This window comes from Bradyrhizobium sp. UFLA05-112 (assembly GCF_053572325.1).
The window spans coordinates 26253-42417 of record NZ_JBANBK010000057.1 but is presented as its reverse complement, the minus strand read 5'-3'; the positions used below and the strand labels follow the sequence as shown (position 1 = coordinate 42417).

General features: G+C 63.6%; 19 protein-coding genes. 8 read left to right on the top strand and 11 right to left on the bottom strand.

What is annotated here, in order from left to right:
• Positions 1 to 563 precede the first annotated feature (563 nt).
• The 3 genes from SO180_RS28425 to SO180_RS28415 all read right to left on the bottom strand — a co-directional run bounded on the left by SO180_RS28425 (position 564) and on the right by SO180_RS28415 (position 3160).
• Complete coding sequence (locus SO180_RS28425) at positions 564 to 1607, bottom strand: HD-GYP domain-containing protein (protein WP_449382141.1); 1044 nt, start codon at positions 1605 to 1607, stop codon at positions 564 to 566.
• A gap of 90 nt (positions 1608 to 1697) precedes the next feature.
• Positions 1698 to 2027, bottom strand: a complete 330-nt coding sequence (locus SO180_RS28420) for a PilZ domain-containing protein (protein ID WP_449382140.1) — start codon at positions 2025 to 2027, stop codon at positions 1698 to 1700.
• A complete protein-coding gene (locus SO180_RS28415; protein WP_449382139.1) occupies positions 2024 to 3160 on the bottom strand; it encodes a DUF2336 domain-containing protein in 1137 nt (378 codons plus the stop codon). Before SO180_RS28415 ends, SO180_RS28420 begins: the two co-directional genes overlap by 4 nt.
• Positions 3161 to 3448: 288 nt before the next feature.
• On the opposite strand from SO180_RS28415, the gene SO180_RS28410 reads away from it, so the two are divergent.
• Positions 3449 to 4372 (top strand): helix-turn-helix domain-containing protein, encoded by a 924-nt coding sequence (locus tag SO180_RS28410; protein ID WP_449382138.1) that lies wholly within the window; start codon positions 3449 to 3451, stop codon positions 4370 to 4372.
• A 61-nt stretch (positions 4373 to 4433) separates the two neighbouring features.
• The gene (locus SO180_RS28405) at positions 4434 to 5024 is read left to right on the top strand and encodes an NADPH-dependent FMN reductase (protein ID WP_449382137.1); all 591 of its coding nucleotides are present in this window, start codon (positions 4434 to 4436) and stop codon (positions 5022 to 5024) included.
• Between the two features lie 2 nt (positions 5025 to 5026).
• Here SO180_RS28405 and SO180_RS28400 read toward each other — a convergent pair whose 3' ends face one another.
• Entirely contained in the window at positions 5027 to 7111 is a 2085-nt protein-coding gene (locus SO180_RS28400) for a methyl-accepting chemotaxis protein (RefSeq protein ID WP_449382136.1), read from the bottom strand.
• 99 nt (positions 7112 to 7210) lie between these two features.
• Complete coding sequence (locus tag SO180_RS28395; protein ID WP_449382135.1) at positions 7211 to 7651, bottom strand: DUF1810 domain-containing protein; 441 nt, start codon at positions 7649 to 7651, stop codon at positions 7211 to 7213.
• A 139-nt stretch (positions 7652 to 7790) separates the two neighbouring features.
• Between SO180_RS28395 and SO180_RS28390 the strand changes: the two genes are divergently transcribed.
• Complete coding sequence (locus SO180_RS28390) at positions 7791 to 8825, top strand: DUF2778 domain-containing protein (RefSeq protein ID WP_449382134.1); 1035 nt, start codon at positions 7791 to 7793, stop codon at positions 8823 to 8825.
• Between the two features lie 67 nt (positions 8826 to 8892).
• Entirely contained in the window at positions 8893 to 9150 is a 258-nt protein-coding gene (locus SO180_RS28385; RefSeq protein ID WP_449382133.1) for a hypothetical protein, read from the top strand.
• Between the two features lie 75 nt (positions 9151 to 9225).
• Here the strand turns inward: SO180_RS28385 and SO180_RS28380 are convergent, their stop codons facing one another.
• Positions 9226 to 10212 carry a phosphotransferase enzyme family protein gene (locus tag SO180_RS28380; RefSeq protein ID WP_449382132.1) on the bottom strand — a complete coding sequence of 329 codons (987 nt, stop codon included), beginning with the start codon at positions 10210 to 10212 and terminating at the stop codon, positions 9226 to 9228.
• 443 nt (positions 10213 to 10655) lie between these two features.
• Between SO180_RS28380 and minC the strand changes: the two genes are divergently transcribed.
• The 4 genes from minC (at position 10656) to SO180_RS28360 (ending at position 12864) form a co-directional block, all read left to right on the top strand.
• Complete coding sequence (gene minC / locus SO180_RS28375; RefSeq protein ID WP_449382131.1) at positions 10656 to 11348, top strand: septum site-determining protein MinC; 693 nt, start codon at positions 10656 to 10658, stop codon at positions 11346 to 11348.
• A 21-nt stretch (positions 11349 to 11369) separates the two neighbouring features.
• Positions 11370 to 12185: a septum site-determining protein MinD gene (gene minD, locus SO180_RS28370; protein WP_449382130.1), complete on the top strand. Its 816-nt coding sequence runs from the start codon at positions 11370 to 11372 to the stop codon at positions 12183 to 12185.
• Entirely contained in the window at positions 12182 to 12463 is a 282-nt protein-coding gene (gene minE, locus SO180_RS28365; protein ID WP_449382129.1) for a cell division topological specificity factor MinE, read from the top strand. Before minD ends, minE begins: the two co-directional genes overlap by 4 nt.
• 215 nt (positions 12464 to 12678) lie before the next feature.
• Positions 12679 to 12864, top strand: coding sequence for a hypothetical protein (locus tag SO180_RS28360; RefSeq protein ID WP_449382128.1), 186 nt, complete (start codon positions 12679 to 12681; stop codon positions 12862 to 12864).
• Positions 12865 to 12880: 16 nt separating this feature from the next.
• On the opposite strand, the gene SO180_RS28355 is transcribed toward SO180_RS28360, so the two are convergent.
• The 5 genes from SO180_RS28355 to SO180_RS28335 form a co-directional block, all read right to left on the bottom strand.
• Positions 12881 to 13126: a hypothetical protein gene (locus SO180_RS28355; RefSeq protein ID WP_449382127.1), complete on the bottom strand. Its 246-nt coding sequence runs from the start codon at positions 13124 to 13126 to the stop codon at positions 12881 to 12883.
• 257 nt (positions 13127 to 13383) lie between these two features.
• Positions 13384 to 13761 carry a hypothetical protein gene (locus SO180_RS28350; RefSeq protein WP_449382126.1) on the bottom strand — a complete coding sequence of 126 codons (378 nt, stop codon included), beginning with the start codon at positions 13759 to 13761 and terminating at the stop codon, positions 13384 to 13386.
• Between the two features lie 163 nt (positions 13762 to 13924).
• Positions 13925 to 14161, bottom strand: coding sequence for a DUF6894 family protein (locus SO180_RS28345; protein WP_449382125.1), 237 nt, complete (start codon positions 14159 to 14161; stop codon positions 13925 to 13927).
• 343 nt (positions 14162 to 14504) lie between these two features.
• The gene (locus SO180_RS28340; protein ID WP_449382124.1) at positions 14505 to 14774 is read right to left on the bottom strand and encodes a hypothetical protein; all 270 of its coding nucleotides are present in this window, start codon (positions 14772 to 14774) and stop codon (positions 14505 to 14507) included.
• A 92-nt stretch (positions 14775 to 14866) separates the two neighbouring features.
• A complete protein-coding gene (locus SO180_RS28335; protein ID WP_449382123.1) occupies positions 14867 to 15850 on the bottom strand; it encodes a hypothetical protein in 984 nt (327 codons plus the stop codon).
• Between the last annotated feature and the right edge of the window lie 315 nt (positions 15851 to 16165).

The window sequence follows — 16165 nt, the reverse complement described above, 5'->3', positions numbered from 1 at the left end:
TTGCGCGCTAGCATAGGTTTCGAGCGCAGCTTGGGCAACCGGCGGCAACGTCACGACGACACGTTTGCCGCCAATGCCGTGCGATCCGATCGCGAGGAGAGCAGCGAGTTCGTGCGTTTCGTCGGGTTCGCTGACTAGAGGTTGTGTGCTCGAGACGCGCATTGCGGTTTGCAAACAGAATATTCTTCAACTGCCGAAATTTTTGGTGCGGACTCCCAACCGGCTCTTGCAATCTCGACTCGTCAGGAGGAACAATAAGCGCTGTGAAAGGTTTGTTGCTGGCGCGAGGGAATTCACATGCGGCGGCTGGCTAGCCTGGTGCGATGGTTGCTCGGACCGCGAGTGCGGTATCCCGTTGATGATGATCCAAGTCTCCCTTTCTCCCCCGAAGAATTCGGCCGGTTGATTTGCAGCGGCAAACATGAAGATATGAAGCGGCTGGCGGAGGGCTTGGCGTGCCGGTCGATCCCGCGTCGCGCCAAATATCGCGCGACGCATTGAGACCAACGCGCATTTAGGCCAACGCGCATTTAGACCAAAGCAATGAAGGCGGCGATGCGCGATCAGCGGGTCAGCGCGACCTGCTTGAACGAGGCGACCAGCGCCTTCTCCAGCTTACCCTGCATTCCCAGAAGAACGCCGTAGGCCTCCTCGCGCGGCATTGTCTGCCGGTACGACCGGTGCTCGATCAGCGCGGCGAAGATGTCGGAGATGGTGAGAATTCGAACGACATCCGTGATGCTATCGGCGCAAAGCGCGTCCGGATATCCGCTGCCGTCGAGATATTCGTGGTGATGACGGACCGCATCGAGGATCTCGGGCGAGATATTGGCGTAATCCTTCAGAACCTCGTATCCCGCGACCGGGTGGGTCTCGATCAGCGAGCGCTCCTCGGCGTCGAGGCGTCCCGGCTTGTCGAGGATCGCCAGCGGAATCTTTGCCTTGCCGATGTCGTGAAACATGGCCGCCGAGTACAGCCGTTCCAGGTCGTCTTTCCTGACGCCGAGACTTAGGCCAAAGTCGATGGCGACACCGGTGACCAGCAGGCAATGCTGGTAGGTTCCCTCGTGATGGCGCCGTACCGTCGTGAGCCATTCCGACAGGCCGTGTTCTGCGATGCGGTTGGCGATCTTGCGGCCGGCCTCTCTTGTTCCGTCGACGTCGATGGTCTCACCGAGCATGACCGAGCTGAACATCGAGCCGATGGCGGTCGCGGCCGCTTCGACGGCATCATCCGGCTGCGACTGGCCATCTGCGGACGTGGCATCGGACTGCGGCGTCCCGAGCAGCGCGGCAAGGAGCTTGGCCTGATTGGGCGCGCCCGGCAGGACGTGCGTGGCGCCGAGGGCGTAGGCCTGCGAGATGCAAACGTGGGAGGGCGGCTCGACCAGAAAGATGCGTTTGCCCGCCTTGGCCAGCCGTGCAGACCGTTTCTTCAGCGCAGCAATGTTGCCGACGTCGCGAAGATCTGCGCGCACGACGACGGCAAGCGGTGAGTGCGGCAGCCGTGCCTCGGCATCGAGCCGCTCACCCGCCACGGCGAATTTCCGTTCGACGATCGAGCAAATTCCGGAGAGTTTGTCCGAGCTGTCGGCCAGCACGTGCACGAAAGCCGCCCGAGACTCCGGGACGCTGCTTTGAGCTTTGACTGGTGCGACGAAACTGGAACCTGGCACGACTGTGGCTTTCGGCGACGGCTATTTGCTCGCGCCCTTCGCCGCGTGTTCGCTGTCGACCTTCGTCGGTCCTTTCTTCGTTCCCCCCTTGATGAAGTGAATCCCAGCCATAGTTCCGTCGATCCAAACCAGTTCGCAGCGGCGATAGGCGAGGCCTGTCGAGGACAGCAGCATGAAGAATTCCCTCGCTTGCAGAACGTCGAGAGTTCCTTCGACCTCGATCTTGGCGCCGCTGTCCGAAACATCGAGCAGCACGCAGGCGCGGCGCCAGGTGCCGTCCGCTCCCATCAGATTGACGGGTTGCTTGTGATCCATCCGAACGCGGTGTGATTTGCGACCGTCAAATTTCATCGGCTGGCCCCCGATTTCCCGCGCTTGTTGTTGTCAGTGGTCACGGCGTCGGCGCTTGCGGCCATTTCGCCCCAGCGCACCGCCCACTGGCTTGTTGAAAGATAGAGCTCGTCGAACAGTTTTTGGGCGCGCTCGCGCTGCTCGTAGGAAAGGCGCGGACCGCCGCGATTGCAGAGGATGGCGAGCGTCGTCTGCCAGTTCAGGCGGGAGGCGCGGCAGGCCATGACCAGTGCTTCGCAATCCTCGTCGGTGATGATCTTTTCAATCACGTCCATCGGCGCGCCCGACAGCACCGAGAGCGAGGCGATCAGATTGGCTGCCTCGCCCCGGATCGCGAAGCGGTTGACGGTTGAGTCGTTGAGCTTCCCGACGCGGTTGAGCGCGACGACGGAGAGCCGTGCTTCCGCATAGTCGGTCGATGATGGAAGCTTCGGCCGTGCCGCGGGCGGTGTCGGACTGAGCACGGTCTCGATCCGCTCGCGCAAAGCGGGGGCGGCAGCATCAAGTATGGAGGCCCTCGCGTCCGGGCTCAGCCGGGGGAAGAGCCCGCGGACAATTTTGTCGGGCGTGTCGGACCGGAATGCCAGCGCCCTGGCGATCTCGTTGTCATGTTCGGCCCTGGCGATCAGCATGGCGTAGCCCGTGGCGGAAAAAGCGGCCCCCGGATTGTTCACCAGCGCGCGACCGACATTCTTGCCGCCACGCTTCAGCAGGATGTCCGTCAGGACCGGATCAACCGAGTTCCTTCCAGAGATCGCCAGCAGATGCTGCTCCCCGCGCGAGGTCGCAATCGTTTCTAGGTCGTTTGCCGAAATCGTGCGCGATTTGAGAAGGAGCGGGCCCGCAACCATCGGGTCGTCATGGAAGGCAAGACGGCGCGACGTTTCCCTTGGAGCCAAACTCAGATCGACCAGCGCTGTGCTCAGCTGTGTGAGTGCCTTCGGCTCGATGCGTTCCGCAATGCGAAGCAGGACCTCGTCCAACGCGCTGATTTCGGGCTCCTGAAGACGATCGCGACCTGCGACGAGCAGGTCGGTCGTCCGCCGGAGCATGCGGACGCGGCGCTCGTAGGCGCAGCCTGCAATGGTGCTCTCGAGCTCGGCAACAATATCGGCAGGCAAAATGGCATTCATGGCGGGCCTGATCCGCTAAAAAACGACGGTGCTTCTACGGAGGCAATTGCGCGCCAAAGTTGTTAAACATCGGTTATGGTGGAGGCGTCGACGGTGCCATCGCACCGTCCTCCGAATTTGAATCGATATCGAAATTCGGCAAACGCAACTGCGGTATTTTTGATTTCTGCGCGCTCAGGCAAGCGCGCCCGACGGAACCGAAGATACAGTTGAGCGAATAGCCGGATTAGGGGACCGTTGTTGAACTGATTTCTTGATTCGCGATGAATGCCATTTTTTGGGATGCCGATGTCGGCGCCAAAGATATTTCGATTTGACGATGTCGATGAATTCCGCAGTGCGATACGAACCCTGGATGTGGAGTTCACGCCGCTCGTGCGGAAGATTGCGGCCGAGCAGACCATCCTGAATCTGCCGGGTTGCGACGTCAACTTCACGAAATCCTTTCCACGTATCGTGGATGCGCAGCTCGTGAAGAACTGCACCGCGGTTGGCTTCACGATGGACGACCATGAGGTTCCCATCCGTTTCAACGGAGCGCACCGGGATCGTGCGGCCATCGTGATCGGCGGCGGTGGCGCCGTCTTCAACATGGTCGAGGAAGTCGAGCGGCAATACGCCTCTGTGATGTTTACGCCGGAGGTGAGCGGGCGCGGCTGGCCGGAGACGAGGGCAAACTTCCGCATCTACGAAACGAGCGCGTTGGCGCTGACCTGGCTGCGCAAGCTGATCAGGGAGGTAATCGCTGCTGCCTCGGAGCCTGTCGATGCCGTCGAATGGCCGATGAAGGCATCGGCGATGAGGGAATCCCTGCTCGCCGCGATCGATGCGGCGTTTGCTGGCGTCGTTCCAACACGCTGGACCGCGCGGGCCAATGACGAGCGGCACTTCAGGACATTCCAGGACATCCGCGCGCTCCTGCTGGATGATCTCGCTCAGCCGATCTACAGTGAGGAGTTGGCCAGGAAGCTCGGCCTGTCCGTGCGCAGCATGCACGATGCAGTCCAGCGCTATCGAGGCATGAGCCTGCACCGCTATTTGCGCCTGCGGCGACTGTGGCTCGTTCGCAAGCGATTGCTGGCCGGGCCCGAGAGCGTGAAGGCGGCGGCGCTTGCCTTCGGCTTCTGGCACCTCAGCGACTTCTCGAGAAGCTATCGGCAACAGTTCGGCGAAACGCCGTCACAGACGCTGGAGCGCGCCCGAAAGGCCTGACCTTTCGTCGCGGCTTTCGTGAATAGGTCGGCATAACGCTTCATGCTAGGATGCGCCCGTCATGGGCAATCGCATCCTCGTCCTCTACGGCTCCTACCGCGTCGACCGCATGGGTATTCGTCTGGCGCATTTCGTCGTCAACGGCTTGCGGAGCCGTGGCGATGAGGTCACCTTCATCGACGCCAAGGCGGTCGGCCTTCCCATGCTCGACCGCATGTACAAGGAGCATCCCAAAGGGAAGGCGCCGGAGGCACTTGAGAGGCTGGCGACGCAGATCCGCGATGCCGACGGTTTCGTGTTCGTCACCGGCGAATACAATTGGGGTATTCAGCCGGGGTTGAAGAACCTCACCGATCATTTTCTCGAGGAATGGTTCTGGCGTCCGGCCGCAGTCGTCAGCTATTCCGCCGGTCGCTTTTCCGGCGCACGCGCCGCAACCGCCTGGCATGGCACGCTGTCGGAAATGGGCATGGTGGTGATCTCGAGCACGATCGCGGTCGGTCCGATCGCGCAGACGCTGTCGGCGGAGGGCGAGCCGACGGGCGAGGGCGGCAAGGCGCTGGAGCGCTCGTTCCCGCGTTTTGCCGACGATCTCACCTGGTGGGTCGAGGCTGCCAAGGCGCAACGGGCAAGGAAGGCGCCGCCTTACTGACGTTACGCGGCCCTGACCTCGCTGAGGAAGCGGTTGACCTGGCCGGCGAGGTCGCGTGACTGCGAGGAGAGCTGTTCGGCAGCACCCAGCACTTGATTGGCGGCAGCTCCCGTATCGTCGGCGGCGCGCTGCACGCCTGTGATGTTGGAATTGACCTCCTGGGTGCCGCGCGCGGCCTCCTGGACGCTGCGGGAGATTTCCTTGGTCGCCGAACCCTGCTCTTCGATCGCAGCGGCGATCGCGGTGCCGATCTGGTCGATCTCGGCAATAACGTCGGCGACGTTGCGGATCGCGGCGATCGTCTCGTCGCTCGCGGACTGGATCGCGGAAATCTGCTCGGAGATTTCGGTCGTGGCCTTCGCAGTCTGCCCCGCCAGCGATTTGACCTCGGAGGCGACTACGGCAAAGCCGCGGCCGGCGTCACCGGCGCGCGCCGCCTCGATGGTCGCATTGAGCGCCAGCAGGTTGGTTTGCTCGGCGATGCTCTGGATCAGCGTGACGACGTCGCCGATCTTCTGCGCGCCCTCGGCAAGGCTGCGCGCGGTATCGCCGGTGCGCCGCGCATTGTCGACGGCGCGCGCCGCGATCTCGGTGGACTGGGCGACCTGGCGGCCGATCTCGGCGATCGAGGAACTGAGCTCCTCGGTCGCGCTCGCGACCGTCTGCACGTTGGTCGAGGTCTGTTCGGAGGCGGCCGCGACGACCGCGGCCTGGCTGTTGGTCGCGGACGCCGTCGAGGTCATCGACTGCGCCGTGCTTTCCATCGTTGCCGATGCCGACGACAGGCCACCGACAAGCTCTGAGACCTTGGCCTCGAAGGCGCGGGCGAGCTCGTCGAGGATCTGGGCCCGCCGCATCTTGCCGTCGTTCTCCGCCTGCTTCTCGACCGCGAGCTGTTCGGCCTTGAGCATGTTGTCCTTGAAGACCTGCACGGCGGCCGCCATCGCGCCGATCTCGTCGGAGCGCGCTGCGCCCGGAATTTCCTCCGCCATCTCACCGGCGGCAAGGCGCGACATCCTCCTGGTCAGGTTGACGATCGGCGCGCAGACGCGGCGGCGGACCATGACGATAAGGCCGATGCTTGCGACGAGCACGGCCGCAAGGCCGGTCAGCGCGATCGTGAAGCTCAGCCGCGCGTCCGCAGAGGCCGTGCCGAGGATCTGCTCGGCATTCTCGTAGAATGCCTCGCGGACGCCGATGATGGCGCCCAGGCCGCGCTGCGAGCTCGCATACAACGTGTCGACGTCGATGTCGTATTTGCCGCTCGCCGCGCCGTCCTTGATGAGCTTGAGGTCGCGACCAAAGCTCTCGACATAGTCGGAATTCATCTTCTCGAGCGCGGCCGCGACGTTCGCCGGCGTCGTTGGATTGCCGCGTAATTCCTGGAGCGACATCAGGATCTGGTCGTTGCGGCCCTGCGCGCGGCTGATGTCGATCTTCTCGGCCTCGCTCGCCACCTTCTTGGAGCCGACGAGGTTCTTGTACTGGCTGGCATTGAAGCCGCCGACGTCACGCAGCGTCCAGGCGACATTGGCGTAGCTTGCCTGGCGATAGGCATCTCCGTTGAGGATCGCCATGCGGCGAACCTGCTCGCTGAGGAGTGCGGTGATGCCGTTGTTGAACACGGCGTTGTCGGCGACGATTTTGCGCGCAGCGTCCTTGCGGGCGTCCGCAGGACCCTCGATCGCCTTGTCGATGGCCTCGCGCAGGGCGGCAAACTTCGCATTCAGGGCGTCGATGCTGCTGGCAATGGTGTTGCCGTCCTCGAGGCTGCCCGGAAGCTGCTCCTTGCGCAGCGCGTTCATCCTGTCGCGCGCGCCGTCCGTCAGCTTGCGCAGCTTCTCGTGCTCGGCGCGCATCGCGGGATCGACCGTCGCCGGGCCGTAGAGAATGTTGGTGGCGTAACCGCGCTCGGGATTGAGATAGCGCGGGATATCGCCGACCGCGCGCACGATCTGGAGCCGGCTCTGGGCCTCCGCGATCCGGTCCATGGTCTGATATTTGGTCACCGCGACATAGACGGCGAGGCCGCCGCCGACGGTCGACAACGAGACGATGGCGGCAGTCAGAAGCGTGTTGATTTTCATAGCGGGTCCGGAAAAAGAGCCGAGGCGTGAAATCGCGTGAAGGGTAGGTGGGCTCGCTTAACTCCGGGTTTATGCTGCCGCGGCCGGCCGGTTTTGCGATCAGCCGGCCCTGCGGTCCATTGCCGCGAGGATCTCGAGCGTCGCGCCATCGCGCGCGCCGGCAAAATAGCGGGCAAGCGCCTGGCCGAAGATCGCCTCATCCGACACGGCTTCGAACAGCGTCATCGACGAGTGGAATTTGACGTCGTCGGGCGCGCCGAGGATCGCGTTGATGCTGCGATCCTTCACCGCGAGCACGAGGCCTGTGCATTCGAGGAGGCGCGGTCCGAGCACGGGGTGGGCGAGGTAGGCCTCGGCCTCCACCCGGGAGGCGATGGCATAGCGCTGCGACATGGCGCTGGCGCCGAGCCCGGCTAGTTGCGGGAAGATGAACCACATCCAGTGGCTGTGCTTTCGCCCCGCCGAAAGCTCTCCGACGACCCCCGGATAGATGTCGTTCTGGGCCTGGATGAAGCGTTTGAGGTCAAAAGGATCGCTCATTAACCGCCTCCGGCTGCCGCCCCGGCCGCGATTATGCCTAACTTTTGGCTCCTGATGTGGTAGCTGGTATAGAATCTCGACGGGGTTGGGTACCCCGAGGGGTTCGAGACGGGGTTGGGCGGGTCGATTTGGGGATCTGATGGTTTCCGACGCAGCACGGGCCAAGAAGCTCTTGTCGCGCCGCCGTATTGGGCGGCCGGAAACGCTTTTGCTGTCTTTGGCCGCCGTGGCGCTGTCGGTCGGCGCGGTCGCCTGGATCGCCTACGGCAACGGCACCGCCTCTCTCGCGTCGGCCGCATTGCCACCTAGCGGCCCAACGACATCCTTTGAGGACCGATTCCAGCCCAGTTCGCCGCCGCGCGACGCCGGCTTGCGCTCCGTCGAACGCTCGGCGGTCAGCATGATCCAGCTCAAGCTCCGCGACGCCAAGGCCCTGCTCGCCCAGCAACTCGTCCGTGACGACTGGCGCTCGACCCTGACCGAGGACGACAAGCAGGTGGTCGAGGCGACGGCGCCGCCATTGTCATCGCAGAAGCCCGACGTCCCGATGCCCCGGTCGCGCCCGGTGCAGGCCGATCTCGCCTCCCAAGTCGCCTCCAGCCAGGCCTTCGCCGATTCCCTGCCGAAGGGCGACAACCGCAGCCTGCTGCAAAAATTCTCCGACATGTTCCCGGGCAAGGTCAGGCTTGCCTCGCTGACGCCCGACAGCGGCCTGTTCCGCCAGGGGCCTGACCTCGCCGCGCTCGGCTACAATTCGCAGACCGCGGTGTACGACATCTCGGCGAAGGCGGTGTACCTGCCGGGCGGCGTGGCGCTCGAAGCGCATTCCGGCATGGGCGCGATGATGGACGACCCTGACCATGTCGACCAGCGCATGGTCGGCGCGACCCCGCCGGCAACCTACGAGCTGAAGCCTCGCGAAAAGCTTTTCCATGGCGTGCGCGCACTGCGCATGACGCCGGTCGACGGGACCAGCGCCCTTGGCCGCGTCGGGCTGCTCACGCACAGCTACATGCTCGGGCCGCGCGGCGACTCCAATGGCTGCGTCTCGATCAAGTTCTACGATCGTTTCCTGAAGGCCTATGACGATGGCGAGATCAACCGTCTGATCGTGGTGCCGAACCTGAAGGGCGCCACGTCGGTGTCGCAGCGCGCATCGGCCTCGGACTCCTAAAAGTCTGAACAAACGGCGGGCGCTGCCGTTTTCCCTTCGTTAAGCCGTTTTCGTGCAGAAGCAGCCCATGACCGATCCAACCAGTTCCGACACCCCGCTGCGCACGACGTTCAAGATTCGCCTGAACGGTAACACGCTGGCGATCGCGACCGTCGGCCAGGCCTATCAATTCCTCACCAACTACAATTCGATGGAATGGATGGAATTCCGTTCGCTGCATGAGGAGGCGGTTGCCGCACTCGAAGGCGCCGCTGACAACGCGATGCTTGCCGTGCAGGCGACGAACACAGTGCGCGCGCTTTTCGTGAGCGCAAAGCTGCTCTGAATGGCGTCCTTCTCCACGTCGCCGTTGCCGTGCTCCACGTCGAAGCTGCCTTCGTGAGGCTCGGCAACGCTCGACCTAAAACAATCGATCTGCCAGGCGGTCGGTCTCCCAGGCCCTCAAGAATTCGACCTCGCGTGCGACCCACTTGACGGGTTCGCTGCCCCATTCCCGCGTGCGGCTTGCATACTCGCCCATCAGCCAGAAGTGCCTGACGATGACGAACGCATGCGCGGCCTCGAAATCGTCTGGAGCGATAGGGCGGATCGTCCGATAGCCATCGATGAAGACGTCCCACATGGTGTACAGCTTGCGGCCAAAGGACAGCTTCGCCCAGAGGAAGACCGACAGGTCGTACGCCAGATAGCCGGGACCGCCGTCGTCGAAATCGAAGAAGACCGCATCGCCGGCGTCGCTGATACGCGCATTGAAGCCGTGACAATCGCCGTGACAATGGGTCCAGGTCAGGTGATCCAACGTCTCGATCCGTTCGGCGGTTCTCGCTGCAATGGCCTCGAGATCGCCGATGTGCGCGCCTGCGATCTCCAGGATGTTGCTGTCGCGAATTCTCGCAAGCGGCCGGCGCAACAGATGATCGAGATCGAGTTTGTAAAGCGCAGCCGGAGCACTATGTGACTCCGCGGCGTTGTGCAGCTTCGCCAGGGTCACGCCGTTCGCGCGGGCATCGGCGGTGGATGTTGCCTCGGGCACGCGCCCCGCGAGCTCGCGAAAGAGTACGCCCTCCCGCACGCCTTCCGGGGCCTGTCCCTGTACGAAGAGAGAGCCTTCGCGCGTTTCAACGGGCGCGGCAACCGGCACGCCGGATCTGTCCAGGTGGACCAGGAAGTCCGTTTCGGTCCGCACATCGGCGGCGCCGCGCGCGCGATGATGCGACAGGCGAAACACATAGCGTTCATCGGTTGCCGTGACGATGAGGTAAACATCGTTGAACCCGCGATTGAGCATCCGGCACTGAAGCGGAGCGGGCAGGGCGTAACGTTCGGCGACGAAGCGCGCAACGGTCTCTGCCCGGGACGTGGTGTAGACTGGCTCGAAATCGACCAAAGGCGGTGCTCAGGATTGCGTGCCGATCCTAATGCGGAGCGGTCATCTGTGGAAGCGAGAGCCGCCTCGAAAAGGACGATGCTGCGCCCCGCGTAGACGGGGGTCCAGCATCTTCTCGAGCTCATTGGCGCGGGAATCGGCGATTAGCGCCTATCCTCACCACGACCATCATCGTCATCGCCAGAATCATGATCAGCGCTCGGACTGCTGCCGGTCGATGCGGGCAAAGGTCGCCGCGTCGTTGGTCATGCCGCTGCCCTTGGGGCCGAAATCTCCGGGAAATTCATTGCAATCCGCAGATCCAAAAGTCCCCAGTCGCGTAGGGCGAGGAATAGTGCCTAGGGCGCGCTCTCCGAGTGGCGTAACCCGCCGAGAAATTAACTGGCCATTAACCATCTCGGTCGCATCGTTAACCATTCAATAACAAGGACGAGTCGGCAGCCATGGAGGCAGCAGCAAGACCTCAACGCCAATTGGTGCGCCTGCGCGGCCGATCCTACGTCGCCTTCGTCTTCGTGCCGACGGTTCCGATCGTCGATTGGCTCCAGGAGATCGACGCCACGATCGCGCGCTCGCCGGGATTCTTTGCCGGCCGCCCGGTGGTGGTCGATCTGTCCTCGGTCGATCTCAGCCAGTCCGGCATCACGCATCTGCTTGGAAGCCTTCAGGAGCGCAATATCCGCGTGCTCGGCATCGAGGGGGTGGAGGAGGCGCGGCTGACGCCGAACATGCCCCCACTGCTCTTGGGTGGACGTTCCTGCGGGCTCGAGCCGACCCCACCGAAGAAGGTCGAGGTCACGAAGCAGCCGAGCTCACTGCTGCTCGAAAACCCCGTGCGGTCGGGCCAGACCGTGATCTTCCCCGAGGGCGACGTGACGATCCTGGGCTCGGTCGGCTCCGGGGCCGAGGTCGTCGCGGGCGGCTCCATCCATGTCTACGGCGCGCTGCGCGGGCGCGCCATGGCCGGCGTCAACGGCCACTCCTCCGCGCGGATCTATTGTCAGAAGATCGAGGCTGAACTGCTTGCAATTGATGGATTTTACCAGACTGCGGACGACATCGACGCCGCCTTGCGCGGCAAGCCGGCGCAGGCCTGGCTACAGGGCAATACCATGCGAATTACAGCACTGAACTGACCAGCAAGGGAGATATTTGAGATGAGTAAGGTACTGGTCGTGACATCAGGCAAGGGCGGGGTCGGCAAGACCACGACGACCGCAGCCTTGGGGGCAGCGCTGGCGCAGCGCGGCGACAAGGTCGTGGTCGTCGATTTCGACGTCGGCTTGCGCAACCTTGACCTCGTGATGGGCGCCGAGCGGCGCGTCGTGTTCGACCTCATCAACGTGGTGCAGGGAGTTGCGAAGCTCCCGCAGGCCCTGATCCGCGACAAGCGGTTGGAGAATCTCTGGCTGCTGCCGGCCTCCCAAACCCGCGACAAGGACGCGTTGACGGAGGAGGGCGTCCGCACGGTCATCGCCGATTTGCGCAGCCGGTTCGACTGGGTGATCTGCGACAGCCCTGCCGGCATCGAGCGCGGCGCCTCCATGGCGATGCGCTTCGCCGACGAGGCCGTGATCGTCACCAACCCCGAGGTCTCCTCGGTGCGCGACTCCGACCGCATCATCGGCATGCTCGACTCCAAGACGGTGCGGGCCGAGAAGGGCGAGCGCGTCGAAAAGCACGTCCTGATCACGCGCTACGATCCCTCGCGTGCCTTGCGCGGCGAGATGCTGAACATCGACGACATCCTCGAGATCCTCGCAACGCCGCTGCTCGGCATCATCCCGGAGAGCCAGGACGTGCTGAAGGCGTCCAACGTCGGTACGCCGGTGACGCTGTCCAATGCGGACGGCGCGCCAGCACGGGCCTACATGGATGCGGCGAAGCGGTTGTGCGGTGAAAACATCCGCATGACCGTGCCATCGGAGAAGAAGGGCTTCATGGATCGCCTCCTGCGACGGAGGGCAGCATGAGCATGGGTCTGCTCCGGCTTCTTCGCGGCAACAAGGCCACTGCTCCCGTCGCGCGCGAGCGGTTGCAGATCCTGCTTGCGCATGAGCGCGGCCAGCGCGGCCAGCCCGATCTGCTCGGCGTGCTGCGCGAGGAAATCCTCGCGGTCGTCTCGAAACATGTCACGCTCGACCCGACCAAGGTGATCGTGCGGCTGGAACGTGGCGACGAAGTCTCGACGCTCGAGGTCGACATCGAGGTGCCCAACGACATCGAGCGCAAGCGGGTGGCGGTCGGGTAGAGACCCGGCCGGGTCGTCTAACTTGGGGTGGATGAGAAGGCAGTCCGCTGGCGACAGCGGGCTGCCTTTGTTGCATTCGCAATGACGCGCCATTCAAATTCCGGGGCGTGCCGATGTGATGTGACGCGCGGGAACCGGGCTCGCGCTCGACCGTTTGAGAGAGGCCGCGGCCGCATCGACGTCGCGGCTGCGACGCGTCAACCGGGAGAGCGCCCATGATGTCCGAGGTCCAGGTTCACACCATCGCACGTCAGATGCTCGAGAAGCATGGCTTTGCTGCGATTGCTCAGGCCGCACAGTTGGCGCAGGCCTGCGAGAGCCGCGGCGAGGCCGAGGAGGCGAAGGAGTGGCGTCACATCGAGGACGCCATGAAGATCATGAAGGGCCCGCACCAGAGCTGAACCGGCGGCCGCGGCCTCAGTGCGCGTCCGGTTCAGTGCCCGGCGCCGGCGGCTTGTGCTGCGTCTGCGCCTGGCTGCTGTGCTCGCCGGTCTCCTTGCAGGGAAGCTGCGTCCAAGAGCCGTCCGGCGCCTGCTGATAGGCACTGCACGTTGACGCGGCCGATTTCTCTTCGGCCTGCTGGGTGTTGGAATTCCTGGCAAGCACGGGCGCGGTCAACGCGCCTGCGAGCACGCCTATAAGCACGATGTAGGCAGTCCGCATTGTGGGTCTCCTTGACGAAGCCGCCCGTATGCTTGCGAGGATTGTGACGATTGTTGGCCAAGGCCACCGGTTCCATCGCGGCATGGCTAACGTTGGCACGAGCGCCTCACTGCCCCGCGGGCTCGCGCCTTCCCGCGACACACCATCAGGCGAGGGCGTGTCCGTGCCGCCGACATCGTGCGTTTTCCTCAGCTTGAAGGATTGGACGAATGAGGGACCCGAAGTTCACCGGGCGCGCCGGCTGTGCTGTGAGATCATTACTTGGTGTGAATGAGCCCGGCGAGGTTGGTCTTCTGGGCTTCGCACCAGCCGCTCATTCCGAGCCGTCGCTGGTCGAGATCGGTTGATTGGGTCGCGACCGCGACCTCGGCCATGAGATCGTCGTCCTGCTTCTCGCCCATCTTGCCGCCGGTGTGCATGAAGGCGATGGCCTTGCGTACTTTCTCGGTCGTGCCGTCGGGCAGCTGCATATCCTGCGCTCGCTTCACCAGGTCCTGATAGACGAGATCGGTGCCGGGGCATTCGACCTTGGCGGCGAAGGCCTGCAGGACCATCGTCACATAGACCGATCGCGGCGCGGCCTGGGCGGGTGCAGCAATCAGAATCAAGCCCGCGATCAACCAACCATAGCCCATTCCAAAATCCTCCCTTTTTTGAGAGGCTAGCGCTAGGGGCCCCGCCGCGCAATGGGGGTGGAAGATCACGCGCACTCGCGCGGGCCGTGAGGTCGGTGCGCCTCACGCGAGGAATGCCGCCCCGTCATGCGATGGCGAATGCGGGTTGGCGATGCGTGACGAGCTAACCGGACCGTTGCCAGCTCGGAACGGGATCGAGCGGCGTCCGATAAACCTCGTTGTGATCGCGGTCGGTGACGCGCACGGCGCATCCCCTATGCTGAAGATCGGGATTCACCTGAGACAACTCGTTGGCCAGTTGCTCAGCGCGATCCGAGGCGACCTCGAGGTCTTCGAGGATAATACCGCCCTGGTTCTTGAACTCTTCACCAACCACGAGATCGAAGTAGTAGTAAGGCATCCGAGGTCCCCAAGTCTTGACTACAAAGTCTTGCGTACTCAAGTCCGACGACAAGTCTCACGCAGGAGATGGTACCACTGAGTCGATCTTTCCCGAACGAAGTGTCCGCGCAATCTCTGTGCTTATGGGGCAAAAATCATGTGCACCACGCGAGATCGTTAAGATTTTATTAAGTATGCGCGCGTCATGCTCGCAGCATGGAATTGCAACAGAACCGGGCTCCGGGAACCGGCAGTTGCAAGAGAAGGCCGGCGGCATAGATCCCGACGGCCTTTTCTCCTTCCGGTCACAGCACAAAAATTCGCAGGCCCGTAACCGCCCGGACTCAACGTCTCACGACGACTCAGACAGCGTCACCTCTGTTTGGCCTGCGCTCGCGCACGAGCGAGGCGAACGCGTAGATCAGAATCGCAAGCGGCGCGAACAGCACCAGCATCGCGAACAGCGTCATGACGTTGGCGACGAAGTCGTCCGAGACCTGCGGACCTGCGACCGTCGAAACGATCCGGCTTGCTGTTCCGATCAGCGCGAACAATCCGACGATCGCGAACAGAATGACCAGCGGCGTTGCCGCAAGCCATAGATTCGAAACGAAGCGTCTGATCGTCGGCATGGTTGTCAGCTCGAAGCGCATGTCCGGTCGGTGAGCGAACCGGTTCTGCGCTCTGGTCTCGGTGTGCCGTCGAAGGGTTCACGAGCCCGAGGCTAGTGCACCGGCATCGGCGGACGCACCACCGGTCCGTCGTCATCGGCGAGCTGCGAGGTGGAAGCAGGCGGTAGCGGCGACGGAACGGCAGCAGCTTGTGGTGGAGGTGCGACCGGCACTGGTGCGTAAGTTGGTGCATAGGTCGGAGCGGCGGCCATCGGCCTGGGTTTGCGCACAGGCGGCGCCGGCGGCCGCGGCGGCAGAGCCGAGAGCTTCGCGCGTGGATCGGCAATCCTGGCCTCAGCCGGCTTCGGCGGTGCGGCCTTCGCGATCTCGCGCGCGATCTGCTCCTGGCTCGCTTTCAGTTCGGCCATGTTGGCCTTGAGCTGCTCGATCTGCTGCGTCATCGCGGCAAGATCGCGCGTCATCGACTGGAGCGACTGCGCCGCGTCGGGCGCCGTCGTCGGCGGGCTCGTGTTGCCGTTGTCCTGCGCCTGAGCCGGAATTGGCGGCTGCGCGGCGGGTTGATCGGCCACCGTGGCCTGCTGTTCGGTTGTGGCCTGCTGTTCGGTTGACGCAGCCTGCTCCGTTGCCGGCGGTGTCGCTTGTGACGGCGAAGCGACCACGGTCGGCATCCATGCAGCAACCATCGCTTTTGCGGTATCGCCGTGGGTCTGCCAGGCGATGGCTGCGGCGGCGCTGCCTCCGGCAAACAGCAGGGTGACGAACGCGCTGCGAAGCCATCTGCCGACCGACGAGCGCTTGCGCGTGACGCGGAGATCGCTGGCGGCTGCGCGAACTGCGGTGTCGACTGACGGCGCCGCGGAGGAAATCTCTTTCATCAGATTGATCTTCAGATTGATCTTGGGCTCCGGACGCGTTGCGCTGTCAGGCACGAGCGTGGGCGTGGTCGCGGCCTTGTCCGGGCGCGCGGCGAGGACGATCTCGGGCGCGATATCGAGCGCGTCGTGCGGATCGTTATCCTTGACCGTGTCCTTCACGATTTCATCGACGATTTGCTTGCTGTTCAGCGTCGCGAGCATCGAAGCTCCTTAAACCTTGGTCGTCCGCATTCGCGCGAGCCGATGGAAAGAGATCAGTCGGTCCTCCACCCCCAGTGCGCACGAGTCCAGCCGGGTTTGACGAAAGCAAGGCGGCAGGAAGGAGAGTGTGGGGCTGCCCCCTTGCGGGCGTGCCGGCGGAACCCCTGGCTCCCGGACACTTGTCAGTTTTCCCGCCGTGCCGCCATTTTTTCAGCACGATTTGGGCAGCAGATGTAGAAGGTTGGGGGCGCAACCTGGGGCAGGCTGTGCAAAAATCCTCTATCGCAATACTGGTAGCCGCGTTGCTGCCACTGG

Excerpts from the sequence above, each read along its gene's own strand:
- SO180_RS28340 (WP_449382124.1), bottom strand. The coding sequence starts at position 14,774 with ATGCCGACGATCAGACGCTTCGTTTCGAATCTATGGCTTGCGGCAACG.
- SO180_RS28405 (WP_449382137.1), top strand. The coding sequence starts at position 4,434 with ATGGGCAATCGCATCCTCGTCCTCTACGGCTCCTACCGCGTCGACCGC.
- SO180_RS28410 (WP_449382138.1), top strand. The coding sequence starts at position 3,449 with ATGTCGGCGCCAAAGATATTTCGATTTGACGATGTCGATGAATTCCGC.
- SO180_RS28350 (WP_449382126.1), bottom strand. The coding sequence starts at position 13,761 with ATGGGCTATGGTTGGTTGATCGCGGGCTTGATTCTGATTGCTGCACCC.
- SO180_RS28385 (WP_449382133.1), top strand. The coding sequence starts at position 8,893 with ATGACCGATCCAACCAGTTCCGACACCCCGCTGCGCACGACGTTCAAG.
- SO180_RS28415 (WP_449382139.1), bottom strand. The coding sequence starts at position 3,160 with ATGAATGCCATTTTGCCTGCCGATATTGTTGCCGAGCTCGAGAGCACC.
- SO180_RS28360 (WP_449382128.1), top strand. The coding sequence starts at position 12,679 with ATGATGTCCGAGGTCCAGGTTCACACCATCGCACGTCAGATGCTCGAG.
- SO180_RS28345 (WP_449382125.1), bottom strand. The coding sequence starts at position 14,161 with ATGCCTTACTACTACTTCGATCTCGTGGTTGGTGAAGAGTTCAAGAAC.
- minD (WP_449382130.1), top strand. The coding sequence starts at position 11,370 with ATGAGTAAGGTACTGGTCGTGACATCAGGCAAGGGCGGGGTCGGCAAG.
- minE (WP_449382129.1), top strand. The coding sequence starts at position 12,182 with ATGAGCATGGGTCTGCTCCGGCTTCTTCGCGGCAACAAGGCCACTGCT.
- SO180_RS28420 (WP_449382140.1), bottom strand. The coding sequence starts at position 2,027 with ATGAAATTTGACGGTCGCAAATCACACCGCGTTCGGATGGATCACAAG.
- SO180_RS28400 (WP_449382136.1), bottom strand. The coding sequence starts at position 7,111 with ATGAAAATCAACACGCTTCTGACTGCCGCCATCGTCTCGTTGTCGACC.
- SO180_RS28335 (WP_449382123.1), bottom strand. The coding sequence starts at position 15,850 with ATGCTCGCGACGCTGAACAGCAAGCAAATCGTCGATGAAATCGTGAAG.
- SO180_RS28390 (WP_449382134.1), top strand. The coding sequence starts at position 7,791 with ATGGTTTCCGACGCAGCACGGGCCAAGAAGCTCTTGTCGCGCCGCCGT.
- SO180_RS28395 (WP_449382135.1), bottom strand. The coding sequence starts at position 7,651 with ATGAGCGATCCTTTTGACCTCAAACGCTTCATCCAGGCCCAGAACGAC.
- minC (WP_449382131.1), top strand. The coding sequence starts at position 10,656 with ATGGAGGCAGCAGCAAGACCTCAACGCCAATTGGTGCGCCTGCGCGGC.
- SO180_RS28355 (WP_449382127.1), bottom strand. The coding sequence starts at position 13,126 with ATGCGGACTGCCTACATCGTGCTTATAGGCGTGCTCGCAGGCGCGTTG.